This is a genomic window from Mucilaginibacter sp. FW306-07-L (assembly GCF_058782065.1).
The window spans coordinates 819,144-835,456 of sequence record NZ_JBYSXI010000002.1 but is presented as its reverse complement, the minus strand read 5'-3'; the positions used below and the strand labels follow the sequence as shown (position 1 = coordinate 835,456).

At 38.7% G+C, this 16,313-nt stretch carries 14 protein-coding genes; 3 read left to right on the top strand and 11 right to left on the bottom strand.

The annotated features are described in order from the left end of the window. Positions 1-113: 113 nt before the first annotated feature. On the top strand, positions 114-332 hold the full coding sequence (locus AC3WJC_RS13880; RefSeq protein ID WP_492399709.1) for a hypothetical protein: 219 nt from the start codon (positions 114-116) through the stop codon (positions 330-332). Between the two features lie 101 nt (positions 333-433). Next, positions 434-871, top strand: a complete 438-nt coding sequence (locus AC3WJC_RS13875; protein WP_492399708.1) for a hypothetical protein — start codon at positions 434-436, stop codon at positions 869-871. Between the two features lie 2,658 nt (positions 872-3,529). Here AC3WJC_RS13875 and AC3WJC_RS13870 read toward each other — a convergent pair. Both AC3WJC_RS13870 and AC3WJC_RS13865 read right to left on the bottom strand, forming a co-directional pair. Next, entirely contained in the window at positions 3,530-3,862 is a 333-nt protein-coding gene (locus AC3WJC_RS13870; protein ID WP_492399707.1) for a hypothetical protein, read from the bottom strand. Between the two features lie 2,053 nt (positions 3,863-5,915). Continuing rightward, a complete protein-coding gene (locus AC3WJC_RS13865; protein ID WP_492399706.1) occupies positions 5,916-7,364 on the bottom strand; it encodes a HEPN domain-containing protein in 1,449 nt (482 codons plus the stop codon). Positions 7,365-7,548: 184 nt separating this feature from the next. On the opposite strand from AC3WJC_RS13865, the gene AC3WJC_RS13860 reads away from it, so the two are divergent. Then, positions 7,549-7,971 (top strand): helix-turn-helix transcriptional regulator, encoded by a 423-nt coding sequence (locus AC3WJC_RS13860; protein WP_492399705.1) that lies wholly within the window; start codon positions 7,549-7,551, stop codon positions 7,969-7,971. 289 nt (positions 7,972-8,260) lie between these two features. Here the strand turns inward: AC3WJC_RS13860 and AC3WJC_RS13855 are convergent, their stop codons facing one another. From AC3WJC_RS13855 to AC3WJC_RS13815, 9 genes are all read right to left on the bottom strand, one after another. Further along, entirely contained in the window at positions 8,261-8,587 is a 327-nt protein-coding gene (locus AC3WJC_RS13855; protein ID WP_492399704.1) for a hypothetical protein, read from the bottom strand. A gap of 1,333 nt (positions 8,588-9,920) precedes the next feature. Then, positions 9,921-10,139, bottom strand: a complete 219-nt coding sequence (locus tag AC3WJC_RS13850) for a transposase (protein ID WP_492399703.1) — start codon at positions 10,137-10,139, stop codon at positions 9,921-9,923. A gap of 837 nt (positions 10,140-10,976) precedes the next feature. After that, positions 10,977-11,546, bottom strand: coding sequence for a hypothetical protein (locus tag AC3WJC_RS13845; RefSeq protein WP_492399702.1), 570 nt, complete (start codon positions 11,544-11,546; stop codon positions 10,977-10,979). A 414-nt stretch (positions 11,547-11,960) separates the two neighbouring features. Next, positions 11,961-12,725, bottom strand: a complete 765-nt coding sequence (locus tag AC3WJC_RS13840) for a hypothetical protein (protein ID WP_492399701.1) — start codon at positions 12,723-12,725, stop codon at positions 11,961-11,963. A gap of 474 nt (positions 12,726-13,199) precedes the next feature. Further along, complete coding sequence (locus tag AC3WJC_RS13835; protein ID WP_492399921.1) at positions 13,200-13,289, bottom strand: YWFCY domain-containing protein; 90 nt, start codon at positions 13,287-13,289, stop codon at positions 13,200-13,202. Positions 13,290-14,049: 760 nt separating this feature from the next. Continuing rightward, complete coding sequence (locus AC3WJC_RS13830; protein WP_492399700.1) at positions 14,050-14,286, bottom strand: hypothetical protein; 237 nt, start codon at positions 14,284-14,286, stop codon at positions 14,050-14,052. A 152-nt stretch (positions 14,287-14,438) separates the two neighbouring features. Beyond that, the gene (locus AC3WJC_RS13825; RefSeq protein WP_492399699.1) at positions 14,439-14,837 is read right to left on the bottom strand and encodes a hypothetical protein; all 399 of its coding nucleotides are present in this window, start codon (positions 14,835-14,837) and stop codon (positions 14,439-14,441) included. A gap of 155 nt (positions 14,838-14,992) precedes the next feature. Further along, the gene (locus AC3WJC_RS13820; protein WP_492399698.1) at positions 14,993-15,844 is read right to left on the bottom strand and encodes a relaxase/mobilization nuclease domain-containing protein; all 852 of its coding nucleotides are present in this window, start codon (positions 15,842-15,844) and stop codon (positions 14,993-14,995) included. Then, positions 15,828-16,211: a plasmid mobilization protein gene (locus tag AC3WJC_RS13815; protein ID WP_492399697.1), complete on the bottom strand. Its 384-nt coding sequence runs from the start codon at positions 16,209-16,211 to the stop codon at positions 15,828-15,830. The genes AC3WJC_RS13820 and AC3WJC_RS13815 overlap by 17 nt, the downstream gene beginning before the upstream one ends. Positions 16,212-16,313: the final 102 nt, after the last annotated feature.

The following is a 16,313-nucleotide window of genomic DNA, read 5'->3' as shown; positions in this document are numbered from 1 at the left end:
TACGGCATCCATTACTGGATACTTTAGATTTAGATATTGATGATGAACCTGCGGGAGACATTAGTTTAACAATGATTACAGTGACAGGTAATATGACGGCACACTGAACAGCTATGACCAAAAAGAAATTGCCCGCGAAATACAACCTGTATACAAGTGAAGAAAACAATAATTTAACCGGTTCCGAAGGCTTTATTTTTCTATGGGCACAAAACGAAGAAACCACCGTAGTTGAAGTGGTTCCGAACGAAAGCCATTTTGGAATTAAGATAAAGGTGAGTATATTGTTGACATCCAACGGGATGATGAAACTGAAACTTGGTCAATGGTAAACTACGAGCTTGATACTGCCTTGATTCAGGAGATTGGTAGGAAGATCGATGAGATTGGTAGGAAGATCGATGACAAGTTTATATAATAATTAATTATACAGATGAAAATAAAATTAAAACTATTATGTGTTATTACTTGCATTATTTCCTCTTGCGGAAAAAACCACGAAGCACCAAAATATAAAGTGACTGTTGAAGCCTATCTTGACAGTGTGAAAATCAACGCCAATATTGCTTTTCTCCCAGAAACTCAAGCAGCTTTTAACAACACTAAACTTGATTTATCATCGTATTTTACTGATGGTTACAACCCCAGCAATGGTTATAATGTAAGTTCTAGAACCGTAGAATTACAAGCAGGAACTTATGATATTTCCATACAAATTGTAAAGGGCACTTCAAAGCTAGCGGCCGGGACATATGCAGTCAAAAGGATAGCCTTAAACGATACAACTAAAAATTTGACTTATAAGATGCTGTTTGATTCTAATCTTTCTGGAGATAGACAACCTTGGAAAGATCTCGAGCCTTTAGATTAGGTCATCACTATAAAAAAGCTCGATCAATTTACGGTAGCTATTGTTAAAAGATAAACCTGTGTGTGCACGTTACATCCTTTCAGAAAGATATCTTAGAAGCTTATGCTGCTGAGCTTGCCGAGCCTTTTACCCCCGACCATTAGCGCATGGAGAACCGAACCAATGCCGGTAATTACTACTGACGAACGGGATTTAATTTAAATGATGCACTTTCAAAATGCTGAAGCGGAATATTTTGCACTTAAGCGAAAAGTAGTACGACACGTCACAACGCAATAGCCAGTGAGTTAACGAGCCTGATGCACAAGAAAGTTTTAACCAGGTATACAGCTGGTTAATTGAATATAGGGATATTTAGTTATAAAATAAGAAATGTGTATCTTAGTAACTCAAAGTCGGGTTAGATGTCAATTAACCTTTCTAAGATTTAAGCAAAAAGCCCGGCACAGCGAGTGTTCCGGGCTTTTATTTTACTTTAGATACCCAGATGTATAAGTATGAAGGAGGAAAATAACTCAAAATATTTACCTTTACCTCATAATAAGGTTGTTGGGGAACAACCTGGCTAATTTCAATAATGGGAAAGCCCTGGCAGCGAGTGTCCGGGGCTTTATTATTATCAACCTTTAGGCTTTCCAAATCGTTGATTTACGAGAAGTATTATACCGACAATTAGCATTGGCAGCCAAGTGATGTAAGCATAAAAACTAAAGTCTTGAATTTTTGAACTAATGCCCATTCGAATCAAGCGACCAGGAAAAAAAGCAACAGCGTGCAGGCAAACGCCTACTATAAAGATTATGATTCCTAAGACTCTAATGCCACTCATTCAAAACAAAATTACATAATTAAAATATTCTTCCTTCCAGATCAAGACTCAATTTTGCCTCGGAATTCATGTAAGGTTAATTTTGAATATGTATAATTGTGAGAGTAATAAAAAATTTAGTGTGCGGATTACGGCAGCGATTGCTTAGTGACCCTTTTTTAAGAAGAGTGTTTTGAAATTACCTACCTTAGCACCGTAAGATATCCATTCTTACGTGATAAGGTTTAGGTTTGAAAGCCCCGGCAGCAAGTGTTGGGGGCTTTCTATTTTACTTCGAATTAATTTGCACAATTGTATTGATACGAAGGGATTGTTATGCAACTCTACCGTCGGACACCTTGACGGATATATACCCATTCACTTCCACATAACACGCTTTTTGCAGTCTTACTATATGGCTTTTGCTTGTGCCAATTTCATTTTGTAGTTTTACTTCATGGGTTAAGAATTTACTGTAACAGATTCGCGAGGCATAGAATAGACGGTACAAAATATTTCAAGCAGTGGGAAATCATTTGTACTCTCTCGAAGAAGCTATAGTCATTATTCGGAGCTGACATTTCATTCTTTGATAGGATTTGCACTATAGTTTGGCAAAGAGCCATGGTGGCGCCTTATGATTTCAACCTAAAAGAAATCGCTAATTTAATTCGCACACATCTCAACTTTTAGAGATTTTCCTCAACAATCTTTCCAAGTACAATACACCTGGTACCATCTTCAAGATGCTTTAATAAACTCATATCAATATACTATAGATTGTAATTGGCGTTTCAAACTTCCAAGGCTTTTAAAACCTCCCTTAGATTGAATCATAGTCACTTTAAACAATCATAAATGCTATTGGGCTATAATAAAATGGTTCTTTATGGAAAGCTTAAACTATTATTTTTCACTATGATACTTAATCTTTGCGCTCAATTAGTGCAGGGGCAAATCATAAGAGGCAAAGTATATGAATTAGGTACAAAAAATACAATCGCATCTGCCAAAATCACAATAGAACACAAAGTTGAATATACGGACACTGACCGTGTAGGCAGTTTTCAATTGATGGCATCTATTAATGATTTATTTATTATTTCCGCAGCGGCTATAAGCCCGACACTGTACTGCTTTTTAAATTCAAGCAAATTTACTTGCAGCAAATTGAACGTCTGCTTTCAGAGGTAAAGGGTACTGCAAACTACGCATCAAACTTAAACCACTGAAAGATCAAGATCCTGATTTTCATAACCAAACGGTAAAAAAACAAATGGATGATGACGGCAAATATAAAAGGTGAATTGATGTTCCGCGTATGATATTGGAAAAAAGATAAGAAAAAAAAGAAAAAGATTAAAAAAATTATTGACGACTTAGAGACAGATATAGATAAAATATTTTGCAAGGACACGGTGCAAAAATAGATACATGTTGTCGATAAAGAAATTAATAGTTTTATAGACAAAAATAAGCCAAGTTTGGCGGTTTGTAGAGACAACGCGTTCAACATACTGTCTTATTTAAATACCGCCTATAAAAGCTTTAACAGGCTCTCGGCAGAGGAGCGAATGCAATTCAAGGTCTTCTTACCATATAATTACCTGCTGCTTTATCATAAAGGTGGATAGTATCGTCCTTTAAATCTAACCGATATGAGTAATTGCCGCAACACCATTGCGGCCGCGGATGCACTTACCGTTAGGCTTGCGCACCGCGCTGCATAATTTGTTTTAAGATGTGGTGATGTAAGGCGATCTCCGCGGTAAAGATATTCCATTGTATGGTATCATTGAACAAGGTAAGGCTCTCACTGAAAGAGATAGCCTTACTATACAACCAATGTGCTATACCGACTGATTGTTGGTTACATAAGTGTTTGTGCTATTGGCAACATTGATGTCGTAAACTGTAGCGTCAATAAAACTGTTATATGTTATAATCAAACGGTCAACGGCCCTTTTTGACCAAACAACTATTGATACATCTTTAACCGTGTTTCCGCAGAAAAATATATCTTTAGTATTAGTGCTGTCCATTAAAAATGCATTCCCTTTTTTGTTCGCCACTATTACATCACTCATGATCTGGCCGCCTTTATTTGTATCCGGATCGTACGGCTGTGAAGCAACAACTTCTCCACCGTCGAAGGTGTTATCAAGAATGAAGAGTTTTTGCATTAAAGGATCTCCGGAGGTAGATCTGATGGACTTAAATTGAATGGCATAGTAAGGAAAAGTACTGTCCGCGTTGGGATCAGGAATTTCATTATAGTACTGGAAACTATTGCCTGCAATGTTCAGGTTCTCTACCGCAGTGGTAGTGTCAAACGTGATCCCGGTTTGTATAATCCCATTAATTTGGTTATAAAGGATATTGAGGTTATTGATCTTAGCGTAGCTACCAGGAATAGATGGTATGCCTGATTTAATGTAAATAGATCGGCGAGTTGATTTGATATATCAACCTGCACCGGGGTTCCATTTTTATCCAAGCCAGGCAAAATGGTGTGTGCTTAGTATTCCCTTCAATGGTCAAATTGTCAATGTTGTTATCTATTGCCTGCACTACAAGGCCGGCAAAGTACAGAGAAACCATTTGATCTTGCGTATCCTGGATTGGCAGTTTTAGAACGTTGAGTTGGTGATTGTACAAACAGCTACACACTCAAAATACAAGGCCTCATTATAAGTGTTTTTTAACAACAACCTTGTCAATAACAATACCGGTACTTACTATAGCTGGAGTTGGATCTGGAGGGGTGTCACAGGGCACGTAAATGCCATACAGTTGTTTGTAATATCCGGCTGAATAATTCCTGATGTAGCTTTGAGGAATCGTATACGGGTTTGATGGATAGCCGGATCATAACTGACTTAATTACCATCAAGGGTTAGATCTTAAATTCTGACGCCCACGGTACCAGCCGTTACTCTTAGTATTTGGCAAGATTGGGGAATTTGATGCGCCACTGAACATCGTTTTCCTTAACGTAGCTTTACCTTTTATTGTTATAGATCTTCTGATAATTAGGTTCGATACAGAATACATCTTACCATCTGAAAAGATTAAAGTTCCTCCAGCTACTACTGCGTTAAGAGCTCTGTTTATTGCCACGCTGGCTTCATCAGGAGAGGTATTACCGAAAAAGGATCTGATGGATTCGGGATTACCGGGGCATCAAACAACCTACGTAATAGGTTTTGTTTTCAACAATCCGTCGCCAAACGTAATTGTCCGAGTTTTTTAATATAGTTACCTCATTTGCGGTTGTGTTTGGCTCAGGAGATGAGGAGCGTTGCCAAAAGCCTGTTTTACCTGTGTCGGTAGAATAATAAAGGTCTGTTATGTGGTTGCTGCCGTAAGCGCTTTTATCTCGCTTATTGTTGCAGAGGTGATGCATTTGCCACAAATAAGTATTTTAAGTCTAATGATTGTAATGAAATTTATTAATGTTAAAGTCAGATGTAGGCTTATTAAGTTTAATGCCTTTTGGTATTTCAGATTCAGAATAACTGTTGCCAAAAAAGAGCTACCTAATGAATGACTGTCGGTCATACTTAATAGGTTAGCCAAAATCCAAATGCTATATTTCTTTTGCCCTTGTCATCATTGTCGATGGCCTAGACAGACGAATGTCCGCGTACACAGTCAGTGATATTAACCTCTCCGAAAATAGCAGACTTGATGCCTTTGAAGTGCCACCCTAGAAATTCGTCAAAGCTATAAATTTGCTCACTTGCTACGATTTAGCGCCCTTTATAGCTTTATTGCAATCATCCGTCAATACGCCATTTCGGAGCTATGTTATGTATCATTATTCAGAAGTCTAATACACGTGCACCTGAACCGGATATTACCGCTGAAAGCCGTAAGCGAGAATGATAATAATTATTTTTACACAAATACCTAAAAGGTAAATGGAAACAATCGCAATTGCAGGGTTAAGTGTCGCGGTCTGGCTTCAGCAGGATATTGTCCATGTCATCAAGGAGAGCTTGTTTGTATTAATTGATAGTCTATTTGAATTGCATTCCATTCATACAAACACCTAAACTCTCCGATTTTATGTTTGATTATAACATCGCTGGCAACATAAAGAGGGAACCTAAAAATTTTCACCATATAAAAAATTTTATATCACAATATAGATTTAAAAAAATTGAGGATGGGCCAGGCGGCGTGAGGAACCTTTATAACTGCCGCTGCTATTTGCAGTACTCATGAAGCGCTTTAATCTATTTTAAATCGTTGGTATACCTCCTCAATCTTTTTTAATAAAAAACTAACCTTATCTTTCAATAGAATCACAGATTCTTCATCCGCTTTAAACTCGCTTTTGTATCGTGCTTCTGCGTAAACTGACTGAAGTATTGTAAATAATCTTACACCTTCGACGGTATCAAGTTCAAGCACATCTTTGATTTCATCTGTAAAGAGTAAGGTCATCTTTATTTTTCTTGCAAGGCTATGTCCGTTAGTACGGTAGCCAAGTACCGCCATTATAATTCCAATGAGGCTGCTTTCAGCTGCCTGATGTAAACAAAAGAGAGCTAAATTGTAATTTGCATCCTCAATATATGTTACCGCGCCTTTTATAAAAGCTTTACCCTGATTACCCCATCTGTTCCAATTAAGCTGTGCTCGCTCTATCCATACGGTGTTGTTTATGGCATGTACGTCTGTAAGTTCCACATCGGCTGCTCTATAAATATTAATGCTTTTGTGAAGCGTATTATGCCAGAAGCGTCTACCCTTAGTTAATGCCTCTTTAGCACTGGCAAGCTTATGGACTATAGCAAAAACTGATGCTAAGCATCGACAATTATCTTCTATTTTATTAGCAATCTCGTGTTCCGGCGTTTTCTCCTTGTCATCAATTAGTACCAGTAGATAATAAGTAAAGGGATCAGGATGTGTACCAATCAGGTACATCATGGATACCGAAGGCACACGTTCTATAATGAGATTCTTTACTTCCTCAATACCTAACTTTTCAGCTTTCGTCAATTCAGGGTTAATGCCTTTTAAGGGTGAAAGCCCTCCGGCATTAGTTGTAGTAGTCAAACCTTTATCAACTCTGCTTTTCCCTGAAGAATTGTGTGTTATAGTATCATCCGTTTCTCGCTGGTGAATAAGCCAAGCTGCCGAATAAAGCTTACGGATATTATCATAAACGTCTATGATCTTGCCAGCCATCATAGTTTCGTCAGCTGCACTGTTATACAATGCAGCGTGCAGCCATTCCTTCAAATAGTCACGATAATCCTGTGGGCTGATCCTCTTGAAGCACTTTTTGATTACCTTGTATGGATTAATCAGTTCTTTTGCAGAAAGGTTTTTTGGGAAATAGATCCAGTCCTTTTTTTCCTGCTCAATCTGCTCTTCGGTAACATCCTCCAATTTAGGCCACCTGTCACTATTTTTAAGCAATAATAGATGCATGGCTTCAATCAGTTGCACTGTTTGATCGTAGATGAATAACACATGACCAGGGCCGTGCCGGTCTTTATAGAACTTGTCATTTAATACGTAATACCGCCATTCCTTTAAATCCTGACGGTGATCTCTCGGCCAGCCAGAACTAAAGAAGTCGGTGATGACTTTCAATGGATTTACAATCTCACTAAAACGCAAATGTTTGGGATACTGCTCCCATGGTGTGATGGTGCCTAAATACATGGTCATGGTCTTTATGCCGCATTGTTGCTAACAAGACAAATGACCACATGAGCAGATTTCTAACCTATTCTATAGCTTTCTAACGAAGTACATCAGCGGAATAATTTATGCTTGTTTACCCGCATAAAATCAGGTAACTTGAAATTTTAAATTTTCATACATTTGCTTAACCAACCGTTTTGTCATGAGTACAGCTACCGATGCACCAAAAAATATTCACCAAGGCCGCAATGTGAAACGTTTTCGCGAAATGCTGGGGTTGAAGCAAGAGGCGCTTGCTATAGCGATGGGTGATGACTGGAGCCAAAAGAGAGTGTCCTTGTTAGAAGCAAAAGAAACTATAGAGGAAGATATTCTCGCTCAGGTAGCCGCTATACTTAAAGTACCCGTTGAAGCCATCAAAAACTTTGACGAGGAGACAGCTATTCATAACATACAAAATAACTATGATAATGCAGTTATCCACGGTGGTCCTACTGTTAACTACAACTGCACATTCAACCCTATAGATAAACTCATCGAATTATTTGAAGAAAATAAAAGGCTGTATGAGCAATTGTTAGCCAGCGAACGCGAAAAGGTTGAACTTTTAAAAAGCAAAAGTTAGTTTTTATATACGTGTAATTTGGCTTGAGAAATCCTATCAGTTGCCTTTAAGTTTATCAATGCTCAATGTCAGTTCTTCTTCCATTTTATCGCTGTAACCTTCGAATGTCGTTATAATAATCCCGTTTTTATCAATCAAGTATAAATCAGCCGTACCAAGGGTTCTACAGTTTTTTTGAGCTTAATGTCTCCTTTATAATTGGAGACTTAATTTTGTTGTCGTCTATGTAATCGCTGATCTGCTTTGCTTTTTCGTCGGAATAATTGCTAATAATTGTAATTTCAGAAGTTTAGTATTTTTCAGCCAGTCTGTTTAACATGGAAATAGCCAGAGGATTAGCGCCATAAGTGGTGGAGCCGAATTCTATAAGTAATATTATTTTGAATTCTTCAGGTGCAAGTTTTTTACCGGTCATATCACATAGATGGCCGGATCGAAGGAGCGACGCTTCCATTTCAAGCATATGCTTATTCTCCACGTCAAAACCACTCTTATTGAATTTAAATATATCAATGTTAGGGGCCTGACCAATTTTGAAATTTACGAAACGCCTTTCATTGAAAACGTTGACCCTGCCAAGGCTGTAACCACCCTTGCTGGCACTACCTGCACCCAATTCTATGTAGAAACCGGCAACAATGTTTTTTATAAAAGTGAAGTTAAGATGAGTAAAATCGTCATTGTTGTTCTCAACCGTATCATAATTTTGACAAACAAACTGTAGCGAAGCTTATGTCCGATTATAGTATCAGGCCGTTGATTAACCTCATGATTTTTGGAAAAGCACAGACTTAAGTTGTTCCAGATAATCGACTAGGGTACTTACAGTTTTTGGATGGACTTGGAATGAGTAAACACTATCTTCAAAATCGAGTGTGTAAAGCGTGTAGTGAATGAATACAGCAAAAACCGGGTGGCTAAAACAATCAACATTGGTCGGATTTTTGAGCCACAATCTTTTGCTGTGCGTTTCTGGTTAAAAATTCGCTGATTGGAATAACAGCGGTATCCTCATCGCTAAAAATGTTTTCGTTTACTTGTATTAGCTGTATAGCTGATAGAGCGAGCCTTTTCTCAAACCTCGTCAGCACGTTTCAAAAGTGACGCAGAATTTTGCTGATAAGGAATAGCCCGATAATCATTAACAAAAAGCTTCTCATACCGCAATTTATGGAAATAGACATTCCCAATTGACTGATATCGCAAATGTTACCTAAGAAATTAGTTCATTTTTATTTATTAATGAATCCGCTCTTGATAGGATACAAAGATTGGTGGTCATTACATCGCTTATACACCCGGACTTGAAAGAAGGTAAACTGTCAATTGCAACGGCGATCGCCGTTGTTTATATACTCTCTTAAGAAAATTCTTTTTTCATTTTTTCAGTTGTGAAGCATTATTTATCTTCTATTCTTCAACAAGCCTCGTCAAAGGAAATAAGATTTCAGTGGTATTAACTGCGCTGCCATAAAGATCACCCGATGTTTCTTATCTTCCTATTTGCGATCATTTAAAAGAAGTTGCCAGCATTAGTTATGGGTTTGCACAAAGGTGCTGACTACTTGACGTTGCAAACTAATTAGTTGCAGGATATACAATGCAGTCACCCTTTTTTTGCACAAAAGGTCTCTTGTATTATTGTTTGTCGTGTTAGTATGTGTGTAAACTCGGAGAGTTTTCCACATATTAACACGTAGGCGCTTTGCTATCCGGTTCTTTACAACTCTCGCTATGTCCGTTTCTACAACCATCGCCTGATTTGATTACATGCCATATTCTTCTTAATATCTACGGGCTACCTTAACAATTATCTTATTTGGCTGTTTCCTAGCAAGTTTTGATAATAGATTTGCATTGTTGGATTTCTTCTTACAGAAACCAAGGGTGCTTTCAATCAAAATTTCTGATCAAAGTTTTACTTTTATAATTTAGTCCTCTTACCTGTACTATTTCTCCGTGCTGTAATTGCTCGGGATTAATCGCACAAAACTGGCTAACTGATCAAACTTCCGAAACCTCCTTATATTACCAAGTTCAGCAAGTATACCACTAGCAATGATTGGGCGTATTTCAGGTATGGTTATTAGTAATTGAAAATAGGTTATAAAGGACTTGGCTACATACTGCCGAAGCTCCCTATTGATCTCTAACCATTCCTGTCTCATAAAGGTAAAGTATCTAAGTTTACTTTGCAAGCTTGATTTTACCGGTAAAATACTTCCATTCAAGATTACCTAGCCACGTGGTCATCCCCTTGCTCCGAGTAGCGTTGTCAAACTTCAAGGGTAACTTTATGCCGTAATTATAATAGCTCACCTTAATCTGGCTTTTAAGTTTACGCATGACTTTGGCTATGTCGTTCTTCTGCCTGAAAGACTTCTAAATTGCTCCTGCGTGCTCATTAGTATGTAGATTCTGGTCAGGTGACCGGATTGTAACTGTTTGGCCAAATTTCTGCAATCCATCCGATCGTTCTTTTGATCTTTGTTTTAGCACTGGTTGGTAGGTCAAAAGAATTAAGCACTTTAACGTTCCAGCCAGCCTATGTTAATCGCCGATGAGAAATAAAACCACAGCAGCATGCATCATAATAACATTCTACAGGATAGTTATAAAGTGCTGATTCACTTATCCAATTAGCGTATCAGGTTCCGATGACATGTTGAACGTTCTAAGCTCGAAGAGGTCCGTCTTGATACTAACCGCCCAGCTCTTTTTATGAACGTCTATTCCGATAAACAACTGTGGTGTCTGCATAAGCTTAATGTCTGGTTTTAAACAAAGCTACTACATAAATACTTGACGGTTTTCCTGCGTAGCAACCTTTGTGATGGCGGTGCTGTGACCTTTTCGTTATATATGTGCAGGGGCTGGCAAACGTTAATGAGTTACGAATACTCGCTGCGTGAGGGTGGGAGAGACTGATCGCGCAATGAAACCCGGCGCGAAGCGTGGTGCAATGTAGTAATCTGCCGTAGATACAAGGGATGACATTCAAACTTCTACTTACCTGACTTTACCTTTTCCAGCCTTTGCCTAGCCTCTCTTTGTTGCAGGCCGGCTTGATGTGCTTCCGCTTCGGCTGCTCGGATTGCCTGTTGTCTAGCCATAGCCTTTTCTGCTTGCTGTATAAACCCATTGGGGTCTTTAGTTAGCTTCGCTTCAATGGTTTTCGAAACTTGGGGATATAATGCTCGCACCAACCAAAAGTTATAAGCCTCACTGTTTAACCGGCTATTCTGATGATTGAAGTAAAGCGCTATTCCTACAGAACCGGTAGTTATCAAAAAGGCGATCACGACACCAATGATTAAGCTCTTTGACCAGGCACCGAAATGGTGCGTATTCCTGATAGTAATAACCTTGGGCATATTGGCAACTATCTTTGTCACCTCATCTATGTTGGCCTGTATCTTACTTTCATCGTAACGTCGATTTGCAGTTTCTACACGAGCAGCGATATTTTCCAACACATTTAGGTATTGTTCTAAAAAGGTCTTCAGGAATTCTGCCATACCAGTCTCAAGTATGTCCATCCTGCCTACTAGGCCTTGGAATAACTCTTCCATCATCGTTACTTTTCTTCTATTTCTTGGTGTTGCATAACATTTTGTTTAAAGCTGATTGTCTATGTTATTCATTTCAGCCGCGGCCTTTTTGTCTGCTGCTGCCGTTACGGTATTTATAGGCTATTGCAATACCTTGCTTAACCAGCTTTGCTTCCAATTCTTTATAGTTGTTGGCTGTTTTCATAATGTTCCTGTAGTTCTGCCCTTACTGCATCTCGGATGCAGCGGCTCAGGGCTTCGTCGTTTATGATCGTCATGTCGCAAATAAAAGTAATAAAGAGGCGCGGTGATGACCACGCAGGTTTGCGTGGTTAAATTGATGAAGTTTACAGTAAGAAATTATCCCCCTAACAACTTGTGAAAAAAGAACTATAGCTGTTTAGTTCAAGTTAAAGTAAAGCATCACATAAGGCCATATCAAATCCTCCGCTTCTTCGCAGGTACGATATTAAACAGTTGCAAATCTGCTGGTATAGGGGAATACTTCGTCAGCGGCTTTTTTCGGTTTGCAGGAAAATACCGGCGGATAGTTTCGTGATTAATTTCCTTTCCGCCTTCCCGGAAATTTTTAGCAATCATTTTGGTCCACACAATCTCGGTTTGGGAAAAGATCAGTTCTTTACCTTCATCGGGTAAGATCAGTTCGCGCATCTTCTGACATAGGTCTAGGAAGGTTAACACGTACCCATCGGCAATGTTAATGAATTCCTTAGTCTCCAGTTTTCGTGCATCTGTCAATTCTTTTTTCAAGGCTTTGATTTCCAGTGACTGCTGTTGTATCTGGTCATATTGCTCCGCAATAATCTCCGGCAAGGTTTTCTCCGTATGCCAGCGGTCAATGGAGTTCAGGTATTTCTGAAACCTAGTGAGTATCGCGACCAACTCTACATCCAGTGCATGACTGGAATGAAAAGGATCTTTCTGCTCGATAAATTGGATACGTCGCTGCACGATCTGCCAGACGAATGTAAAAAACTCTTGCTCACCGTCCGGCTCCTTGGAAAGGAAGTATTCTAGATGATGCTTGTAATACGACGAATACTCTGGTTCCGGCAAATCCAGAAGTTTGCGGATAAAGAGGTTGTCTTCGTAGCCGCGTTTTAATCCGGTTAATATCCCTATGTCGTATTTGTGCGGATTCAAATCAAACGGTTGGCGTGCTTTGAAATATTGGTTAGGCATACGTAAACGATTATTGGAATAATTAGTAAGTCAAAAAATAGTTTCGTCTTAATTAAAAGGAAATTAGGACATTATTTCTACAACCAGTTAGCTTTACGGGAATCCATAATAACTTGTTTCAATTTTGTAGATATCTTTTTACCTATGGTTTGGTAATAAATTGTTTACATAATTGAAGCGTCTTGGTCAAATTTGAAAATACAAAAGCAATGATATATATTAAGATTATACCATAATAGAACTTAAATTGCATTCTATCACAATTGATTATACTAGACAAATTCATACAAAAGCGTGTTTTCTATATTACCTAGGAAAATACAGATCGACTTCAAATTGAACGTCTAATGACTTTGGTTGAAGGTCACCCGTATTTCAATAATATCACAAACGCCTTTGTAGCCCTTCCCTAGTTCAAATACTGTAGCCTTCGCACTGAACATGAATTTAAAAACAGGCAATCTCGAAAAATTTTTAAAGTTTCGTTAAAATGCCCCCCTGCCAATGCCATGACTGAAAAGAGTCGTAGCAATACAGATAAAAATGGATGAGTAGGATGGCGATACTAATAGCTGGGTAAAGTCGATCACTTTACGCTGCTTGTTCGTTTATGCGTTTGCTTTGAATTGTTCTTAAAATATAACCCTCATTTTCTTTTTCTCGTGAACTCATAAGTCGTTAACTTTTAGGGTCCCGATGTGCAAAAGGAATTGAGGAATGATTGATGCCCTAAAAGCTTTCGGCTAATTCTGGCAACCACACCTAGATTTGTAAATACAAAAGTAGTTACATCAGGATTGCAATTGCTCCGATGCTGTCCGAGTCGGAGTAAATTTTGTCCTATCTCTCGGAATTTGTGCCATCATTTTGAAAGGATAATCGTTGTGAGTTCATCTATAGACACTAATACTAAGCATCATTTACAAACCTTGCATCGATGTTAATTAAGCGTTAACGGCCTCTAAAATGGCATGTCTGGCTTTTTAATGGACAGAGCGGGTTTCGGTGTCGCCTATGTTTGTCTCCAATTGTGTTATTTGAGTCTTATTTCAAACATATTGATCTCAGTTATGGTAACAAGGTTGCCGTTACTTCAACCATATATCTGTCTATATCGTTTTACGCGACTTCGAAAAAGAATTTTGCAACAATGCTTGGAAAATCCACTCACCTCACTTCAAGTTATGACAAAGAAAGTGGTTTACACATTTTATCGGATGATGAATATAAAAGGGCGCCTTCATGTATTTCGGGCTTACGCGGCAAGGAACTGGCTGACATCACGAAAGCGACAGAACTAAGTTGAAGAATGGCGTATTCATTTTTAAAACTTTTTTGCTTCGTGAAAGTTATAAACTGCGATATCGCTGTTAGCTGAAGTAACCGTTTGAAACAAATTAACGACCCGAGAAGCATACGGTTGGTCGTTTTCATGATCAACGTATGTCAGTTTAAATAAGCCGCCGTTTTGGAATTTATCCAGTTTGGCATGATAAAAGACACCAACAGTCGGTACTTCCAAATATTCCTTGGGGTCTTTTTTCAATAATAGTACACGCATGCGCAAATATATAAAAGAACTCAACACAAATACTTAAAAGCACACGTATGACGCGGAGCATATACCGTCATGGGTATTAATTTGTCGCAGTTAGTGAAACAACCGTGAAGATTATTACATTATACTAAAGCATCTGTAAGAGCAGTGGTCACTTAGCTGAAATGATTGATTGACATTATGCCTTGGGCCACTATCATTGTTAAGCTATTAAGGGGTATAAGCTTATACTGAAGCTGCAATACGCCTGCGATCTCATAAATGCAGTACTTATCACGATATTCTTTACCGAAAATATACTTGAGCATATACCATTGACCAGCGATTGGCTTAAATTCCTGAACTGATTTGGCCTGAGTTAACATCGGGTCGATAGTTTTATCGTACACAATACGAGTTCCGACTGGTAACGTCTGCTTATTATTATCAATTGCATACAGAATGTCAGCCAGCCTTGATCCTTCATGGCCAAAAAATAAATAGTTATATGTATAAACGTCTAAATAATAAATTTTGATAAGCAGTGTCGTGTCTGCTGCAACGGCATGGGGCAAGCCCTGAGCTGTTTCTCTGTTGTAGCAAGGCCTTGAACCTAAAGGACACTTATGCCGTAACTGCACACTCGATCGTGTTGATCTTTATTGCTGCCTACTAGTTAGAGCTTGTTTAGCTTTTCTTTTTTCCTTTTTTTTTGATCCGGTATTCGGTTTTATATTGTTTTGAAACCCTGCGAATACGCCCGCTGTTTTTTTTGGTAAATTTCGGTTGATTCCTCTACCTCTTTATCCTTTGCTTCTGATAATATTGTGTTGGAATTGTGGCAGTATAGTAAGTTTATGGGTTCTTTGAGGCGGGATTGAATTTTGGGAAAGCTTAATTCTCGATCAAGAGCCGATCCCTTAATATGCAGAGAACCTTTTTTAAAGACGATGCCTCTTATAAAACCATCTCCTGTTGAAGTTACAAGAGTAAATGAGATATCGAGAGCCGAAAGTTTCTTGCTAAAATCTGGCCAGTCAATAGTGTCTTGAAGCGCAGAGTTGATAGCATCATATAAATCAAGTTTGGTCCGTTCCCAGCCCTTGACAGATTGGCGATTGATTAGCGCTTTACCTTCACCGGGCTGATATCCAAACCGATTATTCATTGCCTGACTTACTTGCAATGCCTTGATCCAGCCGAAAGAATGGCTGATAGTTTTGCCGTCGTTATTTACACGATTGTAAATCAGGTGTAAGTGTGGGTTAATTGAGTCATTATGTCGCACTACTACGAACTGAGTTTGTTGAATACCCAGTTCCCGCAAGTATTCCTTTGCCCTGTCCAGCATAACCTTATCGTTCAATAGCGGCAAATCAGCTAGGTTCCAACTAATGATCAGGTGGCCGACAACTTGATTCAACTCTGGCCGCATGCGACGTTGCAGATTAAAATCTTGGGTGAGGGTGCGTACGCTTTGAATGCGTACGCCTTCCGCGTATAAAATCCGAGCTCCGGTCTTGTTGACCACATAGCGTAGGCAGTTACCAAAATTACTACCGCGTTTAAGCTTGCCGATCATGTTTGATGAATTGATTAAATAAGTCGTTGATCTTAACGATGGTAGAATGACATTTTAGGGCGAAAGATGGTAACGCTGAAGCATCGGCTAAGCGTGCTAGCTGTAGTAACGCGTTTGATAGATCAGACAGTGAACGGAACCAACTTGCTTCCTCCGGTTTTAGCCGGGCAACAATCCTGGTTTTTTTCGCTGATTTACGGATCCATTCACTCTTACTAATTCCGGCATCTTTCGCTTTTTTGGCAATCAGTTGATATTCAAGATCCGTCACATAAAAAACAAGTTTTTTGTGTTTTATGACAGTTTTTTTCGGTCTGCCAGCTGAACGTTTCCGAGCAGGCCCAGCGTATAAATTGTTTGGGTTCATTTCTACCTCCCTGATGTGATGATATTGTCATTGGATCCACTTTTGTGTCTAATTTAATCTCCTTGGTGGAATTCTCTTTTTGTTCATTTGTTCTTGCTTTCA

Bases quoted from the DNA above. Each gene is read 5' to 3' on its own strand.
- AC3WJC_RS13865 (WP_492399706.1), bottom strand. From the start codon at position 7,364: ATGTATTTAGGCACCATCACACCATGGGAGCAGTATCCCAAACATTTG.
- AC3WJC_RS13820 (WP_492399698.1), bottom strand. From the start codon at position 15,844: ATGATCGGCAAGCTTAAACGCGGTAGTAATTTTGGTAACTGCCTACGC.
- AC3WJC_RS13880 (WP_492399709.1), top strand. From the start codon at position 114: ATGACCAAAAAGAAATTGCCCGCGAAATACAACCTGTATACAAGTGAA.
- AC3WJC_RS13870 (WP_492399707.1), bottom strand. From the start codon at position 3,862: ATGCAAAAACTCTTCATTCTTGATAACACCTTCGACGGTGGAGAAGTT.
- AC3WJC_RS13815 (WP_492399697.1), bottom strand. From the start codon at position 16,211: ATGAACCCAAACAATTTATACGCTGGGCCTGCTCGGAAACGTTCAGCT.
- AC3WJC_RS13875 (WP_492399708.1), top strand. From the start codon at position 434: ATGAAAATAAAATTAAAACTATTATGTGTTATTACTTGCATTATTTCC.
- AC3WJC_RS13845 (WP_492399702.1), bottom strand. From the start codon at position 11,546: ATGATGGAAGAGTTATTCCAAGGCCTAGTAGGCAGGATGGACATACTT.
- AC3WJC_RS13840 (WP_492399701.1), bottom strand. From the start codon at position 12,725: ATGCCTAACCAATATTTCAAAGCACGCCAACCGTTTGATTTGAATCCG.
- AC3WJC_RS13850 (WP_492399703.1), bottom strand. From the start codon at position 10,139: ATGAGACAGGAATGGTTAGAGATCAATAGGGAGCTTCGGCAGTATGTA.
- AC3WJC_RS13860 (WP_492399705.1), top strand. From the start codon at position 7,549: ATGAGTACAGCTACCGATGCACCAAAAAATATTCACCAAGGCCGCAAT.
- AC3WJC_RS13830 (WP_492399700.1), bottom strand. From the start codon at position 14,286: ATGCGTGTACTATTATTGAAAAAAGACCCCAAGGAATATTTGGAAGTA.